A 25,493-nucleotide genomic window follows, 5' to 3' on the forward strand; every position below is an offset into this window, starting at 1 on the left:
GATGCAACGAGATTCGGGAACCGCACTCGTGCTTTTCTCCGGCGGGCAGGATTCGACAACCTGCCTGACCTGGGCGCTGGAGAACTTCGAGCGCGTCGAGACAATCGGTTTCGACTATGGACAGCAGCACCGGATCGAGCTCGATGTGCGGCCATACCTGCTCGGGCGCATTCGAAAAGACTTTCCGGCCTGGGGTGGACGACTAGGCGAGGACCACATGATTGACATGACCGTGCTCGGCCAAATCAGTGATACCGCGCTCACGCGCGACGTCGAGTTCGCAGTGAACGCGAACGGCCTAGCGAATACCTTCGTGCCTGGCCGCAACCTTCTGTTCCTCGGCTTTGCGGCCGCGATAGCTTACCGGATCGGCGCAAAACACCTCGTGATCGGCGTGTCCGAGATGGATCGTTTCGGCTACCCGGATTGTCGAAATGACGCAGTTAAAGCGATGCAACTTGCCCTGAACCTTGGTATGGAGACGCGTTTCGTCATTCACACACCCCTTATGCGGCTGGACAAGGCGCAGACCTGGGCGCTGGCGGATTCGCTGGGCGGCGAGCCGCTGGTGAAGCTCATCTGCGAAGAAAGTCACACCTGCTATGGCGGAGACCGCGAGCATCGACATAGCTGGGGTTTCGGTTGCGGGACCTGCTTCGAGTGTAATCTTCGCGCAGCAGGATGGGAGCAATTCCGATCCTCCAAAGAAGGACCCTTGGCCTCCCATGAATTGACGTGAGCGCCCGGTTCCAGACCGACGGTGGCAACTGTTCCATAGATCGTTTCCTCCTCTTGTGGTGTTCAGCACGACCAGGTACGCGCCTTCGATGCCGTTTCGAAGGGCTGTCCCATACCATCGACCTTGATGATCTTCGCCGATCGCGTGGCGCTGTTTTGGCAGCACCATGGCGAGCAGACTGCGATCGTTATTCTTGATCCCGGTCGCATTGAGCGTGGAGCGTACTGCCGAGAAAAGGAGAGGTTGTGCTGTTTCGACGAGAGGCGGTTGATGCTCCACCCTGCTGATATGTGGAGATCGTCGATACACGTCCATAACCAGCATGGCCGCACCATTGAAGCGACGAATGACGACCGCATCGGCAATCATGCCGGCGCCTGCGTAAGCCGGGCGGGGGCAGGCTCCTGCGGCGAAGCGATGTTGCGGATATCGCTCTCTGGCCCACCTCGTCCCAAACGATTTGTCAATCGCGCCCTGCAAATGCGCCCAAAGAGCACCTTGGCCGTGCTACACCGATAATAAGCCAGTTTCGCTTTGAGAAGGTATCCCTCTTGCTTGGCCGCAGCGAATATCCCCGACTAAAATTGACTGCAGCGCCTCGCGCTTAGCGCTCGCTGGGCGGAGCTGGTCCGGGTTGCGAAGCCCGGCGAGCGCGGATCGTCTTGGACTAGTGTGGGGATCAGCCGCGGTTCTTGAAGCGCCAGGATTCATGTCCGATTTCGATAATCTCGCAATAATGCGGGAGATGGAGAGCAGTGCGGTCGTTGTCGCGTCGAAGAAGCGGCCGCGCCGGCCGTCGCGGATGAGCGCGCGGGTGATGGCATTGGCCCGATACGAGTTCCCGTTCGGGGCCAAAATCAGCACACCATAGAACAAACGCTATCAGGGGGAGATCTCAGCCGCCAGGCGAAGAAGGAGAAGAAAATGATGGAACGCAAGCTTGACGTGATCGCAGCCTCGCTGTGGAGTGTCGGGAGCGTGTCGAGGCATGCTTCGAAGAGTTAGAGGACGAAGGTCGAGAGCTTCGGCGAGCCGCGCCGTGCGGCTGGGAAGGCTCAGGCAGAGATTGTCTCCGACTCTAAGATCACCTTGGGTCTCGAAGAGGGATGAGCATGGCCGATATTTGTGCTGTCGACACGGAGAGCTACTTAGAGGCGATCGGGGGACAACTCGACCTCATCGTCGCCTCCGCTCGCGCGCCCCTGCCACAGAGCGGCTCGGTGAAGTCGTAGCCCCAAACCCTGCTCCGCCGAGTGCCAAAAGAGCGCCAGATGGACGAATCTGCTCGAAGGCCACGCGCGCCGGCTGAACGCGCCGTTTCGGTCAAGACAGATGAAGGGACGACGGTCTGTTCGCTCGCAATAGCTATTAGCAACCCCTCGTTAAGCCGTTAAGCCGGATATCGACCTGCCTGTTCTCACGCTCGCGGGGGACCCCTCTTCCCCCGCCCATGCTGGCCCGGTTCACCTCCGCGCCAGGGTGTCCGGCGATGTGCTCGCCGAGCACGACCAACTCGAGCACGCTTGGCCACAGCTTCGGTACCTGATCAAGTAGATGCTTCAACGCCTGCGCGACAGTTTCGTGGTTTGCAATTTATCAAATTCATGGCGATCATTGCCGCATCCGCTAAATGACAAAAAAAATTAAACGGCCATGTCTGCTGTCTCTTATGCGGCTCCAGCCCACATTGAGCACAAGCAAAAAGTGGTAAGCGTGCCAGCGCCACGACCACCACGTCGTGGCGGCAGTTATCAGCCCACAGGGTTTCCAACTGCAATCGGACAAGCTTGGCGCAGCGCTGTCACGGCAGACACGGCACGTCGAGACCTGTCGAGCGTCAGCCGTTGCGAAAGGTATAGCCGTAACCGTTGATCGCCGGCGCGCCGCCGAGGTGGACATAGAGGACGCGCGATCCCCCTGGAAAGAAATCTCTCTGGACGAGGTCAATCATCCCTTGCATGGATTTTCCCTCATAAACCGGATCGGTAATCATGCCCTCGAGCCGAGCGCACAGGCGGATTGCCTCCTTCGTTTCCTCGGACGGAATGCCATAACGCGGATACGCATAGTCTTGAAGCAACACCACGTCGTCCTCGACGAGGTCCGTTCCCAGCTCAACGAGCCTCGCTGTATGTTGGGCAATACGAAGCACCTGCGCCTTTGTCTTTGTAGGCGTGGCGGAGGCATCGATACCAATCACGTTGCGCCGTCGACCGTCCTCGGCGAACCCGACGATCATGCCGGCATGTGTTGAACCGGTGACAGTGCAAACGACGATGTAGTCGAAGGCAAACCCAAGCTGTTTCTCCTGGGCGCGCACCTCCTCGGCGAACCCGACATAGCCGAGTCCGCCATTCGGGTGAACAGATGCGCCCGCTGGTATCGCATAAGGTCTGCCGCCCCTCGCCTTGACCTCATAGAGCGCCTTTTCCCAACTATGGCGACTGCCGATGTCAAAGCCCTCGTCGACCAAGCGCACCTCTGCTCCCAAGATGCGGCTTAAGAGAATGTTGCCGACCCGGTCGTAGGCGACATCCTCATGCGGAACCCAGCTCTCCTGAACCAGAAGACATTTCATGCCGATCTTGGCGGCAACGGCAGCGACCATGCGCGTGTGGTTGGACTGCACGCCACCGATGGTGACAAGGGTATCGGCATCCGATGCGATCGCGTCGGGGATAATGTATTCGAGCTTGCGGAGCTTGTTTCCGCCGAACGCCAGACCGGAGTTGCAGTCCTCGCGTTTGGCATAGATCTCCACGTTACCGCCCAGATGCTCGCCGAGCCGGTCGAGCTTCTCGATGGGTGTGGGTCCAAAGGTGAGCGGGTAACGCTCGAATTTTTCCAGCATATTTCCTCCGGCGATGATCATTCAGGTGAAATAGCCACGCAAAACTCGTCTCATAAGCGCTGCTGGGATTGGTCGGCCGCGCTCTTCGACCCCCCATCCGAGCCTTGGGGATTTCGAGCGCTTTCCTTGCGACTGAGACGAAGCGATCCACATGTCGGCATGCTGCGGGTGAGCCGACCATCACCCAGGAAACCGACGGCACCCGGTCGGCACCTGAGCGCAGCCAGACCGCCAAATCAACAGACTTCGATAAAAAGCAATGGCTTCTTTTTTGTGATTGGACCGGCAGTAACCGCCCAGTTGCCGAGCCGAATTTCTGCGAGGCGATTTTGTGGCGCTCAACGCCTCACAGAAGTTTCAGCTGCTCAATCGAAGTGCTCGTCTACCTGATCACGACGGGTGCCAATGCCCTCGAAAGGCTGGCCTCCCCGCGTCCGTAAGTCGCCGCATCATAGTTGACGAGCGTGTCGGTTCTGGCTGTATCCAGCAGCTGATTGGTGATCTGTGTCGGTGTTGCGGACGTGAATTTGCTGCCAAGGATGGCGGCATAGCCTGCAACCACAGATGCCGCGACAGACGTTCCGGTTAGGCCAGTCTTGTCGCTCTCGACACCCACCGTCAGGAAGTGGTTCTGCACCTCCGAATCTGAACCGGCGTAATTCGAATAGGAGGCGAGCCTTGTCTGGTTTTCGGGAGTGCCATTGCGCTCCAGCGCACCCACAAAGATTGCCGATTGCTTCCCAATCAGGTCGAGAGCAAGGAAATCAATATCCCCATCGGCAAGGGTATCTACCGCTACGGACCCGTTGCCGGCTGCCTTTGTGAAGACCGCAGCACCCGCCCGAGCCGCATCGACAATCGACTGCTCAAGCCGGTACCCGCTCACTGGTTCCTCAAGGCCATAGCTCAGATTAATGACATTGAGGCCCTGCTTCAGCGTGAGCGGAACTTGTTCCGAATAGTCAAGCTCGGTTATGTTTGCGCCAGGCGCGACCATGCCGGCTGCTTGAGCGACCCACTGCCCATGTCGCCGCCATTGGGAGCCATGGCCGAGATCCCCCACCTGTCCCATGTTACCGGTGAAGTCATCTATGATAGTTACCGACACGCCAGACCCATTATAGCCCGAGGCCCATGCTGCGCCGACGTCCGGGCTCATCCAGCAAAAGGTGCCGTCGGCATTTTGTGGGCAACGCGAGCTGCTGCCGTCCATGGTTGGCCTCGCAGCCCCGCCATCGCCGGCGAGCCTGGATTGGAGGTCATCGGCGAAACCGGGTGGTGCCGACGTCCATAGGACAAGACTGGCAAGGTACGCCACCGGCAACAATCGCTTTATCTGCATTCAACTCTCCTGTTTGAACTGTTCTTCATCAACAAGACGAAGCATTTCACCATTGGGTAGAACGACCTCGAAACCAAAGACCGATGTTCAGCAGGTTCAGATGAGCGTTCGCCAGGTATTTGAATGTGTCCGCCGGCCGGAGCAGCGACGCCACGGACGGCAATTCACCGCCTGGGCGCCGCGATCCACCCACGTTCGGACGCATGAGGGTAGGGTGGCAGTCTAGTGAATCGAAACGGGTGCCAGCGCCCTCGAAAGGCTGGCTTCGCCGCGGCCATAAGTCGCCGGATTGTAGTCGACGAGCGTATCGGTCCTGGCTGTATCCAGCAGCTGATTAGTCACCTGTGTCGGAGTTGCGGACGTGAACTTGCTGCCGAGGATGGCGGCATAGCCTGCAACCACAGGTGCCGCATGAGACGTGCCGTATAGGCCAGTTTTGTCACCCTCGACACCCAGGGTTAGGAACTGGTTCCGCACCTCGGGGTTTGAGCCGGGATAATTCGAGTATCTGGCCAGCCGCGTCTTGTTGCCGGGAGTGCCATTATGGTCGAGCGCACCCACGAAGATTGCCGATGGCGCCCCGATCAGCCCGAGGGTTAGTCCATCGAAATGCCCCTCGTGGGGCCTACCTACCTCGTTGCTGCGGTTGCCGGCACTCTTTGTGCCGATGGCAGTGCCTGCCCAGGCGGCATCGACAGTCGCCTGCTCGCGCGGATGCTGGCTCAGTGGCTCTATGATGTGGTGGCTCGCATTGATGATATTGAGGCCGTCCTGCAGCCCGATCGAAGACCGCTCGAGATAGCCATACTTGAATATGTTTGCGCCAGGGGCGACCATGCCGGCAATTTCAGCGACCCAATCTCCATGTCGCGTCTGCCGACCGCGACCGAGATCTGCATCAAATGGCTGTCCCGTGAAGTCGTCCATGACGGTCACCGATACGCCGGAACCGGTATAGCCCGATGCCCATGCTTCACCAATATCCGGGCTCATCCAGCAAAAGGTGCCATCGGCATTTTGTGGGCAGCCTACGCTACTGCTTTCCGTGGTTGGCCTTCCGGCCCTCCCGTTGCCGCTGACCCTCGCATCGAGATCGCCAGCAAAACTGGGTGCCGTCAGCAGGCACATGAAAAAACTGGCAACGAGACCTACCGGGAACAATTGTGTTTTGTGCACAATAGACTTCCTGTCTGGATTGTTCTTCATCAACGAAACGTACCCCGCATGCCTTTCACTATTGCTAGAACTTACCTGTGAACCGGAGATCGAGTTTCAATCGGCTTGGATTTATGTTTGCCATATATTTCAACGTGTCCGCAGGTCGGAGTTGCGAGGCGGCCAGCCGGCAATTCACTGTCTGGAAGCCGCCGATGGCGCCATAGTCAGCCGTGCAAGGTCGTTCAGTCAGGTTCCCGCCCAAAATCGAAGTGACGGTGAGAGAAAGCGTGGTGGACAGCGTCGGTCGCTTTTGCAGAATAAAGCCGAGTTTCACACTTGGCTCGATTCGGACCTTTTCGGCACGTTGGCCGGTGCTCGCGCCCCACAGGAGACCGAAATCATCCGACAGTTGTGTCAACATTTCAAATCGCATGTCGATCCATTTGCTATGGTACCATTTGTCGAAAGACACTTTGGTACCGTCCGACAGCTCGTATCCGCCTCGTCCCAGATGGTTGGCGGCCGCGGTTAGCTCCGAACCCTGGTAAATGCCGACAAGGCTGGTCTCCTGTCCGTGCGCAGTCATATCGCTGACGAAGAATGCCATCACGAACAAGACGTAACCGGCCCCGAACCGTACGCACACCTGCAACGCCCATTGTTGGGCCCGACAGCAATTCATGTGGGATCGGGACGCGTACTGCAGTCCCTCGCCGCATCTTCAACCCATCCGGATGCTCTAGCCCCAGACGCATGGCCGCCAGCGGGCAACGTATTCATTCGCAACAAATCTGTGATCTCCCGTCCTTCAATTTTGCCGAGCCATCTCTTCGCTCTTCCCTGGCAAGCAGCTCCCGTCCTCTCAAGGGAATTAAGCGCAATTCATGCCAATCCGGGTGACGGTGGAACGGAAAAGATTGTAGGATTGTTTTCAGCGGCTTAGACAAAAACGTCCAAGATGCCGGCCAACCAAGGCTGTGTCGTCAAACCGACAAAGCCGGCCCAATTGTCGGATGTCGACGAACACGCTGAACATAACCCACCCCCATGGGCCAACACTCCCTTCTCGCTCCGGCCATGCATCTGAGAGCCCTCGAAAGGCCTTCATTTTCCATTCGACGCAATCCTCTTCAGCCCGGAAATTGCGCCGCCCAAATTTGGCATGCCCGGCAGAGACGGAGCTCTCTGCCGGGCCGGGTTCGCCTTGGGAGGTGGCGTAAGCTAGCGACTTTCGTCGCGGTGGGACCACTCAATCCGAGCGTTTTGCGCAATAGCGAGCATTTACTGTGCCAAGCCAAAAGCGCCTAAAAAACACCCCGAGGGCCAGCTTCCTCACGTTGCGTACCCGACATTGTCGGCTATCGGACAATGCCGAACGTGATCTCGGCATCGACCTACGTCTGAACCAGAGCGCACCCGCAAAATCGTTCGCTGCCATTTCGACCAGGCGAATTGGTGGTGACAGGTTTTAGACCCGAACTGTTCGCCGGCTGACGGCAGGGCGGATGTCGCTTTTAAAGAGGAGCTGTCTGTATCTTCTTCAAGAGACAGCGTGCGGCCCCGAGAGATGGCGCGGCGAATGCGGTCGGGCAGTTGATCGCGATCGCCACGATCGGCATGGACGCGCCGTGGGCCAATCAGTACTCCGGGGATCTCGCGATGTGACGCCCAGCAAGTAAGCCGCGAGCGCACGAAGAACGAAGGTTACACGCGTTTTTCCGGCTTGGCCCAGACTTAGAGGATTGAGGCACTCGAGTGCACCTCAGGCGGGCTTCGGAAGCATCGCGGGTCAGGTCGCCTCGGAGGTAAATAGGGTGAAAGATATCCTCGCCTGGGATGGCGAGCGGGCGACAGCAGGGCCGTCGCACGACATGGCAATGCGGAGGGCTCGAATGGCGGTACGGCGATGTCGACGAGGATGCGGACAGCTGTTCTGGGACGCACGGTAGCAGAGACCTGCCAATCGGCGCCGAACTTTGACCCTGATCGGCGTCGACTTAATAGCCCCGCTTGCATAAGCGCGACGAGGAGCGATCGCCGGGCGGAGCTGGTCGGGTTGCGCAGCCCGGCGAGCGCGGATTGTTTGGGCGGTGGGCGCGTCAGGCGCGGTTTGTCAGGCGACCAGGGTTCGTTTCCGGCTCTATGATCTCGCAGTGATGGGTGAGGCGGTCGAGCAGCGCCGTGTCATCTTTGCGTCGCTGGCAAAGAACTCGGTCATTCGCCGAATGCCAGGTCGGTGGTGACGATGATGGATGTGCGTTCGTACTGATGAAATGGAAGAGAAACTGCCCGCCGCTGCGGGTGAAGGGGACATAGTCGAATCGTCGAGGACGACGACGGTGGGCGAGGTAGTCAGCGATGCGTCCCTGCTTGCCGTTTCGGTGCTCCTGACCTCGATAATCAACTTGAAACAAAGTGACGAATCGGAGCTCTGATCTTGTTGCGGCGCCTCAAGGGAGGAGCAGCGATATGCCGAGCGTTTGATTGCGCTGTGGCACATCTTGAGTTTCATTTATATGCTCATCGTCGCGCGACTGGCACCGAACCTCCTGGAACCTATCGAAAAGCTCAGCCCCTTGCCGGGCTTTGCCCGCGCAGCTGGATCGCCAAATCAGAAAGAGCACACTTGCGAAATAGCCCAGCTGAAGAAGTAGCGAACAGCCCAGCGTCGTGATCACTGCTAGACGGAACGAATGCGAGGCGAAGTAAACCGTCATAGCGCTGCCGCACAGGACCAGCCCGGCGAGCCGACAAAAGGTGATGAAGCGCAATGCCGTTCTCCTGATTTCGTCTCGTCAATCATGCAGCTCATGCTGCGATCTGGTCGGCCGCGACATGGGTCTGGCAGTTCTTTGGGCAGACGCGGCTGCAGGCTCCGCAGCCAATGCAGCGGCCGGCATGGTCGACAACCATGACCATGCGATTGAGCTCACCATCGAAATCGTCGTCACTGCCGTCGCAGGCGCCGAGGATTTCACCCGCGTCATTGACGCTAAAGATGCATGACCTCTCGCGAGCAGACCTTGAAACAGCGGCCGCAGCCAATACAGATCTTGCCATCTATAGCTGTCAGGTATTGCGGCACCCATAAGGAGCCGTCGCGGCTGATGAATGTGCTCCTCATCGCAAAGTCTTCATTTTGGCGAGCTCTCTCCTGCACCATCCAGCTCGCCGTAAACGGCGTGCTTTCTCTCGGCGACATCCTCTATCTCAATCCATTTGACCGGGAGATCCTCGGCAAGGTCGCCCAAATTCGTCCTGGCGATTGTCGCGCGCAGTTGAAGCTTTCGGACTTTTTTCGTCATCTCATCCAGATTTGACATGATCCTTCCTCGAAAATCGGTTTCTTCACGCCGCGCCACGTCCCGGTAGGCAATAGCTGCAGTCGCATCGCCGACCAGTTTCGCCGCGGTAGCCACGAGTTTCCGGAGATTCTCGAAGCCGAACCGATAGATGCCTCGACAGACCGACGAACTGCCCGACCGTGAAAAGCACGCGCCAAGAGCACCGGTCGTCTTCATTTCGGTTGTTGACTATGTCATCACGTCTGAGCGCTCCTCGATCTCAAGCTCCACTACGGTCTAAAACATGCCGAGCCGCCCAGCGCGACCGGATCCGGATCGCCAATGATCGGATATTCCGCTGCAGTTCCTTGATGATGATGAAATTGGCCAGCAACCCGGTGTCCGATTTCTTGGCATGAGCCATTGAAGGCGAGCACGGATTAACCGCGGGAGGCGGACGGGCGGGCGAGAGCCTCGCCGTCCTTTTGACGGCAGGGCGATGCGCCGCGTGCGACATTTGGTTTCCTCGATTTCCGTGCTCGATTTCTGCTTTCGGGTTCGCCGACCCCGGGCCCGGTTGCGCAGCCGACGTCCGACCTGGCCGGGGCGGATCCCACGTCGATGCCTTCCCCTGGGCTGACCACGTCCCGGGTCGTGACGTCTTCCGATAGGCCCAAGTCGGCTCGGGCATCTCTTCCGCGCCGATCCGGTGAGAGGTACTCAGGTTCGAGCCTTGACGTTGAGCAAACGATCCAACCCTGTGCTGCCTGGACATACTTGCCGCGGGCGCGCTGCAGAAATTGGCGGATTGACCAGGGTTCTTTTTCACTTGTCGTCTCTTCGCTCTCAGGCGACTGCGCTTTGATTTTCAGCGGCCGTGTTTTGCGGAACCACGCAAAGATCCCCGGAGCATGCGTTCTCACCCGTGTAGTTGGCCAGGGCTTGGAGCAATGCGGTAAGGTAGTATTGTTTGATATGGTCCGGCATCATCCCTGGGTTCCCCAGAGATTTCAGCGCCACCTCGATCAACTCGATTGCTCGACCCTTGTTGCCGCTCTCGTAATAATACTGAGCGACCGGGACGTACCACCGGAATTTAAGAGGCCCCTCGCCGTATGGGGGATTCAGTGTCAGTATCTGTTCCGAGAGCTCGTGGCCCATCGCGAAGCGTTCAGCACGGGGGATATGTGAGTTGTCAATCGCGGGATCGAAGAGTTGGTTCAGGGCCATGACCATCCAAGAGACGGCATCGAATTTTTTGTCGATGGCGTCCTCCACCAACTGGCGCATGACGGGCAAGCCGGTCTGCATGTCGCGCAGCTTGTGAAGCAGTAGATTCGCGTGCGTTTCCCGGAACCCGATATAATCGGGCACTAAGGCGAGGCCTTCTTCGATGGCCGAGACCGCCGCCGTCCAATCCTCGGCCTGCATCGCCGGGTGAAGCTTGGCGTAAATCGGTCGGGTCAGTGCTAGCTCGCGTGCCTTGGATTGGTTAGTAGCGATCCGCCTTGCATCGGCGCGTTGAGCTTCATCGCTGTTGCGCCAACTGCCGTTGAGAACCTTTGGCAAAACGTCATCGAGTTCCGCCGGATGTCCTATGAAAGCGATGAGGCCGTCGCGGTCGACTAAGAACGAGGCGGGAATCCCGAGAGATGAACTGGGTTCCATCCATAGTCTATTCATTTCGCCTGTGTAATCGAACGCGATGCGATAATTCAGATTCGGGAACCTCTCTGTCAGCCAAGCATCCAAGCTAGTCCGCGTCTCCTCCGCGGTCGGGCCCTTTTCCCCAGCTGCGACTCCGATGACCTCAAATCCGCTGTCTTGATACTTCTCCTGCAACTGCGTCAGATGGGGCATCACCGCCACACAGGGTCCGCACCAAGTCGCCCAAAATTCTAGGAGGTACACCTTGCCGGGGTGAAAGTTGGCGAGGGGCTCGCCACGCAGCCAGTCGTCCACTTTGATCGGAGGAGCCGGGGACTCCTTATGCAACACCATATTGTTCTCCAAAGCTCTATTCTCACACCTTTCGGGCGTTTCTGACGAGCCGGTTCTCCTCTGAGAAATGGAAGAAACCGGTTCGGTGACCAGCACTCGTCTTGCGCGTTCGCATGCGGCTAGTCCTCACCCATTGTTGCCGCATCTCAACCAGCAATGGTCGTGCCAGCCCGCTTAGTGAGCGTAAGTGTGTGGTTAGCTCGGAAAACCTTTGGGCGTAGAAGGCGGTCGATTGTTTTGAACCCGACATGGTTCCTGCCGCTGTCTGGTTTTCGACACGCATCACTGATGCTTCACGCTTGAGAACCGAAGACAGCTTGGCTGTCTCGCCTGGGGCAATGTTCGGCGTCGGCCCGTCTAACAGCATCATTTCGGGGCCGGTCGAAAATGCGCCGGCGATCTCCACGACCGGCTCCCGCCTGCAGCCACTGCGTCCTGGCCTGCTGATGGCTGAGCCTCCTTCTTGGGCCGGGTCGGTGAGGCGGTGAGGCCCAGCGCGTAGACTGCGAGCCGCCGCCGTTACCGCTTATGATGTTTCGCGAGACGGCTGATCCCGCATTCACCAGCCGATATTTCGTGAAAGAGCTTTGGAAGCATTGCAGGTTTCTTGCGTAGACCACCCGCTGTTGCGGGCATTCGCGCCCGCTTCGCTGAATCGGAGGGTCGAGCTGGGCCAGTCTGGTCTCAATTGTCTGGTGGCGGCCCGTAGAGATGTCGGCTTATGCCGCGCAGATCTCGTCAAGATTCGGAAGGGCTATAGGCCTTCGGTTCATTGAGCAAAGGATTGTCGGCTCCCGTAGAACCCCAGTACGGGTCGGATATCAAAGATTGTCCCTGGCGGAAGGCGCCGGACGGAGGCAGGCCATTTTTCGGTTGAGACGCCGATGCCTCTCGCAAGCATGCTGGCAAATCGGGGCATCAGCGGTGCGAGTGTCTGCGCCAGGATCGCAGCGGCTGTAGCCTGAAGCGCGAGCGAGGTCCGGGTGCGGGCGGGATAGAGACGTCGCGCCGCTTCGTAGTCTTGCGCCTGACGGTAGATCAGGCAATCGCGCACGAAATCGCAGGCCTGCGCGGCCGCGCGCCGGACCGAGAAGCCATCATCCGAATAGGCGCGTTCCATCGCCGCGCGATGGAACTCTATCCGAGTAAAGAAAGCGCGATCTGCGGGACCCCAGTCGCCTGCGTCGGGCACACAGCCGCTAAAGTCCTGCTGGATTTCCCGGTGAAGCGCATCAAGCCATTTCAGCCAGGTCCCTTGGAACACCTCGTGCTCGGTGCGGCGTAACGCGTCCAGTGTGAAGTTCGTCCCCTCACCTTCCGGGCGTGTCAGGCCCAAATGAAGACGCACGGCGTCGACTGTCTTTGGGCCCAGAACCTCTTTGCCCCAGACCGCATGGCCACGGCTGGTAGAGAACTTCTGGCCGTCGAGCAGATAGAACTCGTTCACATGATACCGGATACGCGGCGTCCAGCGGGAGAACACCTCAGCGTAAAGCGCGGGATAAAGTAGCGCATGGTAGAAGGAATTGTCGAAGCCGAAGAAATGGACAATCTGCCAGTCATTGCTGGGCATCGCCGCATTCCAGTCGCGCCCCAGCAAGCGAGCTAGCGCCTGGATGTTGTAAAGGATTCCGAAAGCCATCTCCGGCCAAACCCACATCACCTGCCCCGGGAGCCCTTCGGCCGGCAGGGCCCAGTCCGAGGGGCGGGTGATGAGCACCCAAAAGTCGCCGCGTTGGCGTACACGCGCGAAGAGATCCAAAATCCGAGCGGGAGCGCCCGACGCTCTTAAATGCCGGTCGATCTCGTCGTAGCATCGATGCAGCGCAAGTTCGGCGCGACGCACGGAGCCGACCATCGGCGCCTCGACCGAGTGCCGCGACCCGGCCCTACCCAAGTCGTGACATAGGTTCGGCGCGCCGCATTCCTCGCAGATTTTGCCACCAGCCGAGCTGCCGCAATCGGGGCAGAGGCCGCTTACATCCGGTTCGTAAAGGTAATCGCCTGTCACTGCATCAAATAGCGCAGGGCTCTGGCGCAGATCTACCGCCGTGCTGCTCAGAAGAGTGCGGAAACACGTGGCTTGAAACTCTGCGTAATCGTCGTCCCCCAACGTGGGCAGGAAGCTGTGGACCTCACAGTCGAGAAGCGCAAGCGTGGCTCTGAGCTCGTCGGCGTAGTGGCGCGCCACCTTTGCGGGCGTCGATTGATCGGCATCGGCACGCGTGGCGACGTAGCTCTGGTGATCGTCGCTCCCAGTCAGGTGGTAGGCTTCGGCCCCAGTCATGCGCAGGAAACGCGTGTACACGTCGGCGCCAAAATACGGGCCTGAAAGATGCCCCAGCTGCAGATCGCCACTGGGCGTCGGCGGCGTGGAGAAGACGAAGATTGGCCTGCGGGGAGTCGTGACCTGTGCAGCAGCTTCGAGGGCGGCCTTGCCGTCGCGCCAGTAGACATCGACGAAATCTAGGTCTTCATCCCCATCATTGCACAGCACATGCGCTTCAAAGGGGTGGAACAGAACGACGTCGCCGGCTTTGACCGGGATTTCCCCAAGGTCGGTCCTGACCTTGCCCGCCCCAGACAGGACTACGAAGGCCTCGATTTCGTCGTGCCGATGAGGCTCGGATGTGACCCCTGGTGCCACCTTGCCGAATGAAAACCCGGTGCCCGCGCTTCCCGTTCCAAGCGTGGCTATGTCGATACCGAACGCACGCGACAGCTCCGTTCGAGAAAACCTGTATTTGCGCATGACGAAGCTCAGCCGTTGAAGCAGTGGTATCTTCGGCTGCGAACGCAACAGCCTCTGCTGCAAGTTGCGAAGAGAGGCGGCAGCCCGGACCGGTTGGCGGCCCCCGCGAGAACAATCCGGCTTTAGCCGGGGCGGGCTAAGACTGCGCGCCAGTAGGAATTTGGACGCCGGTGGCTACCTCTATCCGACGTGCCGACGCGTCGTAACGGGGCTGCGATACTCCAGTAGCCACAAATCAGAACGCAATGCTCCGCGCATTTTTGGCGGTCGATCGTTCCTTGGATGCCACCGCCAAGGATCCGCAGTCGGCCGGTCATATCCCGCTGCCCATTTCTTCTGCAACGGTGTCGGACCAGCACTCGACTGAGGTAGGGCCGATGAAGCCGGGATGCTCGGGGTTGGCGCGCGGCGCGCGCCCCAGAAGGCTGTCGAGGATGCGACGCGCTCGCCAGGCCAGCAGGCTTAGATTCGGATCAGCCAGCCCACGCTGCCCTAGGCTCGCGTTCTGTACGAAGATGCGGCTGTCACACGGTCCGTCCCAGCACACCGAAAAATCTTCGCGAATAGCCAATTCATTGTCGATCTTTTCAAGCCGGTTCGCGATCGGTTCCAAGAAGCCTGGCACCGCGTTCTCGTACCCGGTGGCCAGGATGACGATGTCGGCCGTGACGTCTTCGGACTCCTCCATGCCGTGCTGCAGGGTGAGTCTGTGGCCCGCGCCGGCGTTGATGCAGTGCGAGACAGTGCAGCCCGGCCGCAGAGTGATTTCGCATCGGTTTGGCTCTAGAAACGCGTGGCGGTAAAGCGCCTGATAGATCGCGCGCAACGTGCTTTCCGCAACGCCGTCCGAAGCAAGCACGAAGCGCCGCAGGAACAGCTTGCGCTGCGACTCGCGCATTGACGCGAAACGATCCGAAAAGAAGGGCATGAACAACTCGTTTGTGAACGGGCTGTTGTCGATGGGAAGGAAGTTTTCCCGCTGTGAGACCCAGGTTATCGAGACAGGCCGCCGTCCTTTTGGCAGGCCAACAAGGTGCAACAGCACCTCGGCTCCGGACTGTCCGCCGCCGACCACGCAGACATGGCTATTGTGCACCTCAGGATGGATGTGCAGCAATTCAGATGAGTGGAACAGGTTGCGTCCAATCCAGCCCTGAAACTGACGCGGAATATGCGCCTGCTTGCCAATGCCGACCACGACGTTTCTGGCACCGAGAACCGCCCTATCGGTGCGCACCCGAAACTCGCCGTCAAAGCGGATTTCGCGCACGGTCTCGCCGCCGCGGACAAGCGGGTTCTTGTGGAAGGCCCAGTTCAGGTATTGCTCGAACTCAGCTCTGAGCACGGCTTCGAAGTGTGCATTCAGGAAGTGGTACAGACGCCCGTTCTCATGGAGGTAGTTCACGAAAGTGTAGGCTGATCGCGGGTTCACCAGCGTGACCAAATCCTTGAAGTGGCTGACCTGGAGCTCCGAGGAATCGAATGCGCTGCCTGGGTGCCAGCGGAAGTCGACTTGCCGATCCAGGAACAGTGCCCCTTGCCCCATTTGCTCGTGCATCTGGCACGCCAGGCTCAAATTCGACGGCCCAGCTCCCACTCCAATGCAAGAGAGCTCCACTTGTCTTGCTCCTTTAGGTGCTTCCCAACTAGGCGATGTTCGCGAGGAATATCGGCTCTGGCCATCGGCTTCAGTCTCCACGCGGACGATCTCGACTTCGGTGCCGCTGGATTTGCTGGATTTTGTCCCCGCTTTCGTATGGTCGGGTATGAAGCCCACATGGATCCCGGCCAAGTGATGCGATCGACACTTATGTCCACGACTTGTGGGCGTGGACGGGATCGACGTATCTCCGCCCGCTTCGATGATCGCGTTTCGGTCAGCGACATGCTTTCGAGGCTTGTTCCGTGTTTCAATCGGCAAAGCCGCCCGCCTCCACAATGGTACGCCTTCCTTCGACCGACTTGGGGATCGGCGAGGGCGCGGTCTCGAATGCGGCGACATTGAGCCTGCTCATAGGAGGGCATCCGCTGATGTTTTTCGGAAGATCCCCCGCATCAAACGTGCCAGAAGGAAACTTTCATGGAAGCAACGGTTAGCGGGTTTGTGATCCTGTCGGGTATCCGACAATGAGGCGGGAAACCTTGCGCCGGTGGCCGATTTGCCGCGTCGCCGTCCTCTTGCCATGAGCCGCTAGTTAATCGGGCAGCTCCGCATCGGAATTTTCTCTCAGGACGGCCAGCAACCCAGGTTCACGGACTGTGGCGCGGTAAAAGGCTCTTGCCCTTCTCGCGGCCGAAATCTGAAAAGGCGCCTTTGGAAGCCGGGGTCCCACGAGGTCTCTCCCGTCTTGCGGAAGATTGAGAAGAGATCCGGATTTTGAGACGCAGAACCCAGCTAAAGGCGGTCACACTATGTCGAGGCCGTGTGCCACATCCTGCAGCACCACGAGCCTGACGGTGCTCGTGTGACCAGCGAGACGCATTCGATCCGCAGCTTTGTGGAGGCTGCCCCAGGCGGGTCCGCAAGGAGATATTTTGGGAAGGCGAAGTGTTGACGGGTTGGGCCGCGAACGCAGGAATAACCAGGCGCTGATCCAAAAAGACAACGTTGTTTCGGGCCAATCGAGGTTGGACCTGCTGATCGGTCGTCAGACGAAGCGAGCCAACTTGCGCCGCGGTGCGATGAACGAAATTCTCGCCGGCTCGAACTTTACCGCCTTACGAGGAGGTTGCACAAAAAGCGCGGCCTTGCCCAATCGTACCACAAGGGGGCCGACAGGGCGGCCGAAATGTGCAACCTGGTTAAGAAGCTGGCGCAACGGAGCCGAGCGAGGCGGACTCGAGGGGACGAGGATGAAAGCGCGCAAATCCTTAAAGAGACGGCGCGCGTCGAGAAAACTCGTGTCTGGCTGAGATCGGGGCAAGGGTAGCCAAGGCTCCCCAACCGTGGCGAGGCCCGTGATCACGCTTTAGGCACCCAATAATGATAATGGAAAAATCTGCGCGAAACGGTCGCACCGGTATTGACATTAATTGACACTCCCCGCGAACACTTGCATAAGCCACATAGCGGTAGTGACTAGGTGCATGCCGCACCCAAATTTTCCCTAGGGGCGAGGTCTGATCTATGGCGGCACTGGCGAAATTCAGACCAGTTGATTCCGGCCAACACGACAAGGACGAACTCCGCGAGATTGTCCGTGAGCGCTCTTTTCGATTCGGACGCTACACGCTCTCGTCGGGCATAGAGAGCGACATCTATTTCAATATGAAGCCTACCATGATGGTGGCGCGAGGCGCGCAACTTGCCGCTCTTGAGTTCCTAAAAATAGCTAAGCAAGTGAAAGCAGAGTACGTCGGCGGACTTGAAATGGGAGCGGTCCCCGTAATCGGATCGATGGCGGCTGTCAGCTCGGTGATGAACAATCCCATAAACACGATCTTCGTTCGCAAGGCTCCAAAGGCCCATGGCACAAGGGATGTGATTGAAGGTCTTGGGCCTAAAGAAGATCTTCAGGGAAAAGTGGTCCTAATCGTTGACGACGTTGCCACAAGCGGCAAGTCGATATTGAAGGCGATTGAAGAGGTTCGCCGCGTCGGCGGCATTGTGGGTGACGCTGCTTGCCTCGTGGACCGTGACGAGGGAGCTACGGCCCTGCTAGCCCAACATGGCGTCACGCTGCACTCCGTACTGCACGCGAGCGAATTTGTGGAACGCCACTGACAATCTCGTACAACGTCTTTCCGGCGACCTAGCCTTGGAGGACATTCCGCCGCTTTGCAGCGAGTGCAGGCGCCTCGCGAACAAGAGTGATTGCCCTTGCCCATCCTCCCTCCTTTTGGTGCAACATATGCTCGCTGCCGTTCACCAGCGGGTTGACGCTATTGACTACCTCTCAGAGCAACGCGTCCTAAGACTGAAGGCTTTTACCGGCTATCTGGCGGCGGTCGTTCGAATAGCTTCAAAGAGAGGCGACGCGGCACCCTGGATTGATCTAGCAACCCGGTTTAGCGCTCTTTTCGGTCCCGACGAGGTTGCCCATTAATCTCGCGCTGATCGTTTTTTCGTGGAACGAGCAGCCCTCGTCGGCAATCGCGAGCGGCATGCCGGCGCATATGCGAGCGTAAAAGCGCCGAGCAGCCGGTGCTGAATCTCGAACGTGACGACGCCGATTGGCGCGATGTGCGTCGGCTCGGGGCCCTCGTGCCCAAGCATGGTGCGTTCCCATTCCCAGCATCATGCTGCAGGGCAGAGGAGGTGCTGTCCCGCCAGTGTTAGATCACATTCAATTCCCTGAACGCCCGCCCCTCCGCGACGCGCTCATATCCGAACGCCGTGCAATCGATCGTGCGATAGCTGCCATGCACGATGAGCTCCGACGGCGCCTTGCCGACCGCCGGCGCCTGCTGCAGGCCGTGGCCGGAAAAGCCGTTGGCGAAGAGGAAGTTGTCGACCTGCGCATCCGGCCCGACCACCGCGTTCTGGTCGAGCGTGTTGTAGTCGTGAGGGCACGCGCGCGTCGGCTTAATGGCTTCGAAGGCGGGAATGGGGGTCGCCAGCGCCGGCCAGATCATCTCTTCGAACAGCGGCCAGTCGGGCTCGAAACCGTTGGGGTCGGCGGGGCCGTCGCCCTCTTCCGATTCGGCCCCGCCGGTGATGTAGCCCGAGCCTTCCGGTCTGACTAGATGCCGGTCGGATCGACCAGTATTGGCATGTCGTCATATTTCTCGCGCGCCTCGAAGAGAAAGACATTGCGCTTGCGCGATTCCACTGGCAGCGCCAGTCCGGCCATTGCTGAAACTTTGCCGGCATTCGGCCCGGCGGCGTTGACGACGATGCCCGCGTCGAGCCGCTCGCCATTGTCGAGCTTTGCCCTGGTAACACTGTCGCCCTGCGGCACCGGCATGCCTGCCTCGGCATCGTGCTGGCCCTCCTGAGGCGCATGATGGCATGAACCGCCTGGTTGAGCGCGCTACGCGCTTCGAGATCATCCTGCCGGTTAATTTGAATGGAGCACGCCTTTTCCGAAAACCGTGGTGAAGAATGGCTCGAAAATACGGGTCCGGTTGCTGGGCGAAATACCGCCGCCCTCGTCGCTCACCAGGACAATGGCCTTGCCGTCCCCGTCGCCCCTGTGATTAAAACCAGCGTGGCGCCGTGCCTCGCCGAATTGTCGATGAGATTGGCGAGCACATCCGCATTCTCGGCCGATATGCGCAGGCCGGTCGCTCCGCCGGCCTCGACGCGAAGTGCCGGCCTGTCCTGGGCCTGCAGCAGCGCCAGCCCGGCACCAATCGACGTGCTTTCGCCACTGGCGCGAGATTTTCGGCGCGCCAGGTCGAGCAGGCGGCGCACCAGCAGATTAAGCCGCCCCACGTCAGTGACGATATTTGTTCGAAAACCGCCGCCGCTTGGCCTCATTCATTGCGCTGCCTAGGTGCCAGCGGAATCGAAGTGCCGACCCAGGATCAGTGCCCCTTGCTCAATCTCTTCGAGTATCTTCCACGCAAGGCTCAAATTGGATGGGGCCAGCACCGAGACCAACGCAAAAGAACTCCACTTATCTTGCTCCTCTGATGAGTGTTTTCCACTCAGCGGGATTTTCGCAGCGACCCGCATTGGGCATTGCGAATGTCACAGGCACAGTGGAGCCTCGAACAGCATCGGTGCCGCTTCGGAACCGTCATCGGGCCAAAAACAGCGGCAATGTCGGCTTATCAAAGATCCATCTGGTCACACCGCCAAAGAGCCGCTCACGCAGCCGACGGCTGCCATAGGCGCCCATGACTATCATGTCGGCAGAAATGTCGATTGCGTGCTGCGCAAGCACCGTGGCCGCCGATTTGCCGGCACTTGGCAGTAGGTCAACCGACACCCGAGCACCGTGCCGAGTGAGATAGGCAGCGATGTCGGCTCCAGGCTCCGCGCCATTGCCGTTGTAGTCGACCTTCGGATCGACCAGGGCGACACGAACCTCCTCAGCAACGCATAGGAGACCCAGCGCTTCTCGAACCGCACGGAAGGCCTCCACTCGCGAATCCCAACCAACCAGGACTCGCCGTGGCCACAGCGTCGCCTCAGCACCCTTAGGCACTACGAGCACCGGCGTTCCCGTTTCGAACAAGCAGCCGTTGACCACAGGAGGTCCGAGATTCTCGTCGTTGAGGAGCCCTGGTCCGATGATCGTCAGGTCGGCGCAGAGCGCCCGCTGTCGTGCCGCTTCACCGAGGCTGGCCGGATCGCAATAGTCGGTGTCAACGTCATAGTTGAGCGACATAGATTCCAGCAGTTTCTGGATATCGCTGGAGCGCTTTTCCAGCCTGACCGCGTCCTGTGCAAATCGATCGATTTGCCGCAACTGATTGTTCAATTTGGCACTTGCCAGTCCACGTCCTACCGGCCACTCGAGGACACCATCTCCGATCCGCCACATAAGGAGCGTCGGATGGGGTATAATCAGTACGGAAAGATAAGCGCCGATTTCCGCACACAAGCGGGCAGCAGTTCTGACGTCCTGATCGGAATGGTCAGCGCCGGTCAAACAGAGTACGGTTCTAAAGGCCATTTTCCTAGTTCTTCCTGAGTATTCGTTGACGGCGTTTCAGGCCGCAAGACCGGCTCACCGCGCGAGGAAAAGGGAGTGGCACCACACCAGCGACTTGATCAGCCGTCCAGCTTCTCGAGCGAGTAGCCGGACGACCTCACTGTACGGATGACGATATCGGTCGAGGCCGTCTCCAGCGCCCTTCTGAGCCGACTGATGTGGACATCGACTGTGCGTTCACCGACATGAATATTGGCCGGCCAAGCCGCGGCGATCATCTCGTCCCGGCTGAAGACCTTGCCGGGAGTTTCCAGCAAATGCCGCAGCAAGTTGAACTCGATTGGTCCGAGATGAATGTCATGGCCATTGCCGCAAACCCGGCGGGCATCGAGATTCATCGTAACGTTGCCAAAAGAGAGCCAGCTGCCGTTTTCAACCCCGTTTGAACCCGGCTTCGGCAGCGCCAGCCTCGTCCGCAGACAATCGAGCAGCTTGGCCGGGTCGATCGGCCGCACAAAGCTCTCAACGCCTGCCTTCAACAGATCGAGGTGCTGGTTCTCGGCGCCAGGCGCGATCAGGGCAATGATGAGCAGACCGCCGGTCCGGGGCTCCCGCTTGAGCCGGGCGCAGATTGCGGACCCGGTAAGGCTCGTTGGACCGCAGTCCAGCACCACGGCCTGGAATTCCCGATCGTCGGCCAATGCAAGCGCCTCCTTCGCGCCGCCTGCCAGCTCACTGGCGAAGCCGTCCACCTCTAGTATGTGGCTGAGGAACAGATAGAACTCCGCATCTTGCGAACAGATCAGGACGAGTGGCTTCATTGGTGCTACCCCGAGAACCAAATTGGCCTCGACCACGTTGGCCGCGTGGGCTGGCCCAAGCGGCTCCTCAACGTCTGACATGGTTTCTCTTGCTCGAAATCCGGTTCATGCGCGTGCCACCTCGGGATAGGCGTCGATGGCTGCAATGGCATCGTCGACCAGTTTTGTACCGGCCGCGGCGAGTTTGCAGAACGTCTCGAAGCCGAACCGATGGACGTCGCGCAGGGTCTTCGACAGAACAACCAGCCGCCCGGCGGTGAACAGCACGCGCCCGAAGCCCTCATGACTCATTTCGATCATCGGCGATGCCATCAGGTTGGAGCGCTCCTCGATCGCAAGGGCGACGGCAGTGTAAAACTTGTCGAGTCTCCACAGCACGTCCGGATCGGGATCGCCGATGATTGGAATCGCACGGCGCTGTTCCTTGCTGACGATGAAGTCGGCCAGCAGCTCGGCGTCCGCTTTGCCGTCCCAGGACCCGTGGGAATCCTGCGCACGGATCAGTCGCACGAGGCATTTGACGAACGGCCTGGCAAGGGCCGCCTGGTCATCGTTGACAGCAGGGGTGATGGCGACTTCAAACATTTTGCTCTTCCTCGTTTCAGTCCTCGTCCTCGAAGGAGGGGTTCTTTTCGGCGAAACCAGCGTCAGCCAGCACCTTGCGCAGCCAGGGCGCAGGACATGTCCTCAGCATCATCTGCGTGCGCAACAGCACCGCTTGGATCGTTTGTGGCTGCGGCACCTTGATCGGATGGATTTTGGCAGAAACAACCTTAGCTGCCGAAGGCCCGCCGATGGCCAGACAAAACAGCAGCTGGCAGCCCTTCAGCGCCTCCACCTTTGGCGTGATGCGGTCATCGCCTTCGGTCCGATGCTCCCCACTCTCATCGGAAACGTCATCGAAGGCCACGGCTTCCACGAGATGCCACTCCTCGCGCGTGACGTCGTAGACAGCAAAGCGCTTGGCCGACCCGAAATGGGCATCGAGATTCTTCATGTCTTGCGTGGCGATGGCAACGCGTAATGCGCCTGCTCGTCGTCGAGGCATGCGTGGGTGAATCTCGTCAGTGACGAGTGATAGGCGACGAACGTAGCTCATCTGGCATTTCTCGTTTTCGGAATGGATCAAGCGCCTCAGGCGTCGGCGCGTGCTGATTGGCCTGGAAGATGTTGGCAACCTCGAAGATCAGGTCGCGGGTCCCCTGATAGAGGATTTTGAGCTTGTGCTGGCTGCCGAGCCGGTCGAAGATCGGGAAGCCGACGCGCATGAGCGGGATGCCAAGGCGTTGCGAAGCCTGGCGACCGTGGGAGTGCGTAACGAGGAGATCCGCGCCCGCTGCAAGAGCTTCCAAATCGCGGAGATCGCCGATCTGAACCCACTCCGCCGATACTTTTTCCAGAATCTTCGACATATCGGTCGTGGTGACCGCCGCCGCGATTTTGGAGCCCATGCCGGCGAAGAACGTTGCGAGTTGATAGAGTTGGTCTGGTTCAGCAGCGATCGCAATTTTCTTGCCTCCGAAATGAAAATGTCCGTCGAGCAACGCATCCTGCAATTGCGCCCGGCGACGGCGCACCCGGGCCGGCACCACCGCGCCCGAAAGCCACGACAGCAACGAGACGAACCGGTCGACAGCCTTCAATCCGGTCAGCGACTGCAACACCACGTAAGGCACGCCGGTCAACCCGTGCAGCATTTTCGCCGGGTGACGCATGTGTTCGCCGATGGCGATGCATTGCGCGGCGGTGCCCAGCTCCCGGATATCCTCGACGCTGGTGCCGCCATAGGTGGTCGTTACCCAGCGGTCAGGAACCGTACCGTCGAGCGAGCGGGAGACGTCCGGCAAAATAACCGGCTTGAGCCCAAAACTTTCAACCATGTCACGCAAATGCTCGATGTCGGCGACAGTGAGGTTGCATCCGGGCAGGATCGCAATCTTCTTTGGCTGTCTGGTCCGTACGCCCGGCCGTGTAATCCCTTCGATCATCGCCGCGACAGCTTTGGCCCAGCCTGCTTCGATCGCACCGTCAAAATCCGGCGTGTTGGCCAGCACAACTTCAGTACCGGCGAGCTCTTCCACATGCTTCAGCTTGATGTTGGCAATATCGCTCGCGCAATCTTCGCCACGGGTCTCTACCAGCGCGGTCGTGCACACTCCTATCAGCTTTGGCTTAGTGCGGGTTTTGAGATTGAGGATCGCCTCTTCCAGATGGTCCGCTCCGCCGAGTATGGCGGCCACCTCGTCCATCGCCGTTGTCTGCAAGGGGATCGCTTCCTTGAAATGACGCACAAAGAGCACCAGCGCGAAGCTGGTGCAGCCTTGGCTGCCATGGAACAGGGGCATCGCACCGTCGACTCCGAGAAAAGCGAGGGCGGCACCCATCGGCTGTGACGACTTCAGCGGGTTGACCGCCGCTGATTTGGTATTGCGAAGGATGCGGACCATCGGATGTCCTCAACGCTCGCCGAAGCGCTGAGCCGTCGCGCCGGTTAATTCATTGAAAGCGTTCACACTCGCGGTCCCGTCCTTCGTGCTCGAAAGATCGTCCTTCACGGCAGGCTGGCAATCCCACGGCGCCGGCTCACGCACCTGGCCCCAGATCGGGTTATGAATGGCGAGGTCGATCTGCCGTACAAATTCCACCATGCCGTCATAGCCGGCATATGGATGTTGGCGTTCCTGGTTGATATCGAGCCAGGGTGTCTTCGCCTTCAGCGCGATGAATTGCGTGCGCCCGCCCGACAGCATGATGTCGGCCTTGTCTTTTGAGAGCATTGCGTAAAGATCGCGCGCTGCCATCTGCTCGAACATGTGGTTTTCGTCCTTGAGGATCCGTTTGATCCGCTCCTTGTCTTCGACGGTGGATTTCTTGACCGAGGTGCCGACGATCTCCATGCCGATCTCCATCAGCGCGTTGACGACCGACCAGGACTTCACACCGCCTGTGTTGAGCAGCACGCGCTTGCCTTGAAGCCGCCGGCGGTAGGCCTCGAGCTTCTTCCACGCAATCGCCTCCTGCTCAGCAATCAGCCTCTCTGTGCGATCAAGCATCTCCGCATCGGCGCCCTTCCTCACTAGCAGCTCAGCCAGGTTGCGAAGTGCTTCCGAAGTATCGGTTATCCCGTAGAAGGACCCCTCGAAGAACGGGATGTCCCAGCGCTCCTCCATTTTGCGGGCCAGATTGATGAGCGCGCTCGAGCACACCATCATGGCCGCACGGGCGCGGTGCGCGGATGCAACGTCGATGTAACGCGCATCGCCCGGAATGCAGGCGCGCACCCGGATGCCGAGCCGATCAAGCAGCGGCTTCACCAGCCAAAATTCGCCGGAGAGGTTGAATTCGCCAAGGATGTTGATGTCGCAGGGCCCCGCGTCGTCTGGTTCCACCGTGCCGATGACATGATCGAGCAGCGCTTCGGCGGCGAGTTTGTTCCCGAGGTTCTTGGAGCCGGCCAAGCCCGGCGCGTTGATCGGCACCACGGCCAGACCGAATTTTTCGGCCGCGCGTTTGCACACGGCCTCGATGTCGTCGCCGATCAGCGCCGTCACGCAGGTCGAATAGACGAAGACTGCCGGTGGAGCGTATGTTTCCTTGATCTCGCGGATCGCCTTGAACAGCTTCCGCTCGCCATGCCCCATCACGACGTCGAGTTCGGTGAGGTCGGTCGTGAAGCTTGTCCGCCACAGGGTTGGCCCGGACGAAGCTGCGCCTCTGTTGTCCCAGGAATTCCCCTCGCAGGCGAGCGGCGCATGGACCAGGTGCGCAACGTCGGTGATCGGCTGCAGGACGATCTTGGCGCCGTCAAAGGCGCAGCCGCCGGCTGCCGCCCCAGGGGTCAGCGGCTTCGAGCAGCCCTCCTTGCGCGCCTTGGCATCCTTGCCGCGGTTTTTATCGCATGCGGGCTCGTCGAAAACGTCCTGGATCTTGGCACTGAGCGAGGTCATTGCGTCAATCTCCGAACTCATTGGGCGGGGCGGCCACGGCGGAAAGCCGGCAC

The 25,493-nt window shown here is 59.5% G+C and carries 18 protein-coding genes and 4 pseudogenes; 2 read left to right on the forward strand and 20 right to left on the reverse strand.

Going from position 1 to position 25,493, the window contains the following annotated elements:
- Position 1 precedes the first annotated feature (1 nt).
- Positions 2 to 739, forward strand: coding sequence for a 7-cyano-7-deazaguanine synthase QueC (gene queC, locus CK218_RS28240; protein WP_095829642.1), 738 nt, complete (start codon positions 2 to 4; stop codon positions 737 to 739).
- Between the two features lie 1,837 nt (positions 740 to 2,576).
- On the opposite strand, the gene CK218_RS28255 is transcribed toward queC, so the two are convergent.
- From CK218_RS28255 to CK218_RS28305, 12 genes and pseudogenes are all read right to left on the reverse strand, one after another.
- Complete coding sequence (locus CK218_RS28255; RefSeq protein WP_095829657.1) at positions 2,577 to 3,590, reverse strand: 1-aminocyclopropane-1-carboxylate deaminase; 1,014 nt, start codon at positions 3,588 to 3,590, stop codon at positions 2,577 to 2,579.
- Positions 3,591 to 3,972: 382 nt separating this feature from the next.
- Positions 3,973 to 4,932 carry a S8/S53 family peptidase gene (locus CK218_RS30865; protein WP_170950394.1) on the reverse strand — a complete coding sequence of 320 codons (960 nt, stop codon included), beginning with the start codon at positions 4,930 to 4,932 and terminating at the stop codon, positions 3,973 to 3,975.
- A gap of 222 nt (positions 4,933 to 5,154) precedes the next feature.
- Positions 5,155 to 6,138 (reverse strand): S8/S53 family peptidase, encoded by a 984-nt coding sequence (locus tag CK218_RS28265; RefSeq protein ID WP_245435231.1) that lies wholly within the window; start codon positions 6,136 to 6,138, stop codon positions 5,155 to 5,157.
- Positions 6,139 to 6,172: 34 nt separating this feature from the next.
- Positions 6,173 to 6,697, reverse strand: coding sequence for a hypothetical protein (locus CK218_RS28270; protein WP_245435224.1), 525 nt, complete (start codon positions 6,695 to 6,697; stop codon positions 6,173 to 6,175).
- A gap of 1,492 nt (positions 6,698 to 8,189) precedes the next feature.
- A pseudogene (locus CK218_RS30990) lies at positions 8,190 to 8,477 on the reverse strand (ATP-binding protein); the annotation flags it as partial.
- Positions 8,478 to 8,540: 63 nt separating this feature from the next.
- Positions 8,541 to 8,861: an exopolysaccharide production repressor protein gene (locus CK218_RS28280; protein ID WP_095829644.1), complete on the reverse strand. Its 321-nt coding sequence runs from the start codon at positions 8,859 to 8,861 to the stop codon at positions 8,541 to 8,543.
- Positions 8,862 to 8,898: 37 nt separating this feature from the next.
- Positions 8,899 to 9,214 (reverse strand): annotated as a pseudogene (gene fdxB, locus CK218_RS28285) (ferredoxin III, nif-specific).
- Positions 9,211 to 9,413: pseudogene (locus tag CK218_RS28290) on the reverse strand (CCE_0567 family metalloprotein). The pseudogenes fdxB and CK218_RS28290 overlap by 4 nt, the downstream one beginning before the upstream one ends.
- Before the next feature lie 807 nt (positions 9,414 to 10,220).
- Positions 10,221 to 11,375 (reverse strand): TlpA disulfide reductase family protein, encoded by a 1,155-nt coding sequence (locus CK218_RS28295; protein ID WP_170950393.1) that lies wholly within the window; start codon positions 11,373 to 11,375, stop codon positions 10,221 to 10,223.
- Between the two features lie 22 nt (positions 11,376 to 11,397).
- Positions 11,398 to 11,781, reverse strand: a complete 384-nt coding sequence (locus CK218_RS30435) for a hypothetical protein (protein ID WP_141245535.1) — start codon at positions 11,779 to 11,781, stop codon at positions 11,398 to 11,400.
- Between the two features lie 363 nt (positions 11,782 to 12,144).
- A complete protein-coding gene (locus CK218_RS28300; protein ID WP_245435225.1) occupies positions 12,145 to 14,127 on the reverse strand; it encodes a class I tRNA ligase family protein in 1,983 nt (660 codons plus the stop codon).
- 313 nt (positions 14,128 to 14,440) lie between these two features.
- Positions 14,441 to 15,745: a SidA/IucD/PvdA family monooxygenase gene (locus tag CK218_RS28305; RefSeq protein WP_095802839.1), complete on the reverse strand. Its 1,305-nt coding sequence runs from the start codon at positions 15,743 to 15,745 to the stop codon at positions 14,441 to 14,443.
- Positions 15,746 to 17,254: 1,509 nt separating this feature from the next.
- On the opposite strand from CK218_RS28305, the gene pyrE reads away from it, so the two are divergent.
- Positions 17,255 to 17,851, forward strand: a complete 597-nt coding sequence (gene pyrE / locus CK218_RS28315; RefSeq protein WP_066993327.1) for an orotate phosphoribosyltransferase — start codon at positions 17,255 to 17,257, stop codon at positions 17,849 to 17,851.
- Positions 17,852 to 18,402: 551 nt separating this feature from the next.
- Here the strand turns inward: pyrE and CK218_RS31535 are convergent.
- From CK218_RS31535 to nifE, 8 genes and pseudogenes are all read right to left on the reverse strand, one after another.
- Positions 18,403 to 19,022: pseudogene (locus tag CK218_RS31535) on the reverse strand (FAD-binding oxidoreductase); the annotation flags it as partial.
- A 203-nt stretch (positions 19,023 to 19,225) separates the two neighbouring features.
- Complete coding sequence (locus CK218_RS28330) at positions 19,226 to 19,549, reverse strand: hypothetical protein (protein ID WP_348626615.1); 324 nt, start codon at positions 19,547 to 19,549, stop codon at positions 19,226 to 19,228.
- Between the two features lie 262 nt (positions 19,550 to 19,811).
- On the reverse strand, positions 19,812 to 20,693 hold the full coding sequence (locus tag CK218_RS28340; RefSeq protein ID WP_095780036.1) for a universal stress protein: 882 nt from the start codon (positions 20,691 to 20,693) through the stop codon (positions 19,812 to 19,814).
- A 98-nt stretch (positions 20,694 to 20,791) separates the two neighbouring features.
- Complete coding sequence (locus tag CK218_RS28345; RefSeq protein ID WP_095780035.1) at positions 20,792 to 21,574, reverse strand: response regulator transcription factor; 783 nt, start codon at positions 21,572 to 21,574, stop codon at positions 20,792 to 20,794.
- A gap of 24 nt (positions 21,575 to 21,598) precedes the next feature.
- Positions 21,599 to 22,078: a NifX-associated nitrogen fixation protein gene (locus CK218_RS28350; RefSeq protein ID WP_095829648.1), complete on the reverse strand. Its 480-nt coding sequence runs from the start codon at positions 22,076 to 22,078 to the stop codon at positions 21,599 to 21,601.
- A gap of 16 nt (positions 22,079 to 22,094) precedes the next feature.
- A complete protein-coding gene (gene nifX, locus CK218_RS28355; protein WP_095780033.1) occupies positions 22,095 to 22,592 on the reverse strand; it encodes a nitrogen fixation protein NifX in 498 nt (165 codons plus the stop codon).
- Complete coding sequence (nifN, locus tag CK218_RS28360) at positions 22,558 to 23,940, reverse strand: nitrogenase iron-molybdenum cofactor biosynthesis protein NifN (RefSeq protein ID WP_095809485.1); 1,383 nt, start codon at positions 23,938 to 23,940, stop codon at positions 22,558 to 22,560. Before nifN ends, nifX begins: the two co-directional genes overlap by 35 nt.
- Before the next feature lie 9 nt (positions 23,941 to 23,949).
- Positions 23,950 to 25,440: a nitrogenase iron-molybdenum cofactor biosynthesis protein NifE gene (nifE, locus tag CK218_RS28365; RefSeq protein ID WP_095829649.1), complete on the reverse strand. Its 1,491-nt coding sequence runs from the start codon at positions 25,438 to 25,440 to the stop codon at positions 23,950 to 23,952.
- Positions 25,441 to 25,493 lie beyond the last annotated feature (53 nt).

Origin of the sequence: Mesorhizobium sp. WSM3879, assembly GCF_002294915.1 — a bacterium.
In the GTDB taxonomy this organism is placed as follows: domain Bacteria; phylum Pseudomonadota; class Alphaproteobacteria; order Rhizobiales; family Rhizobiaceae; genus Mesorhizobium.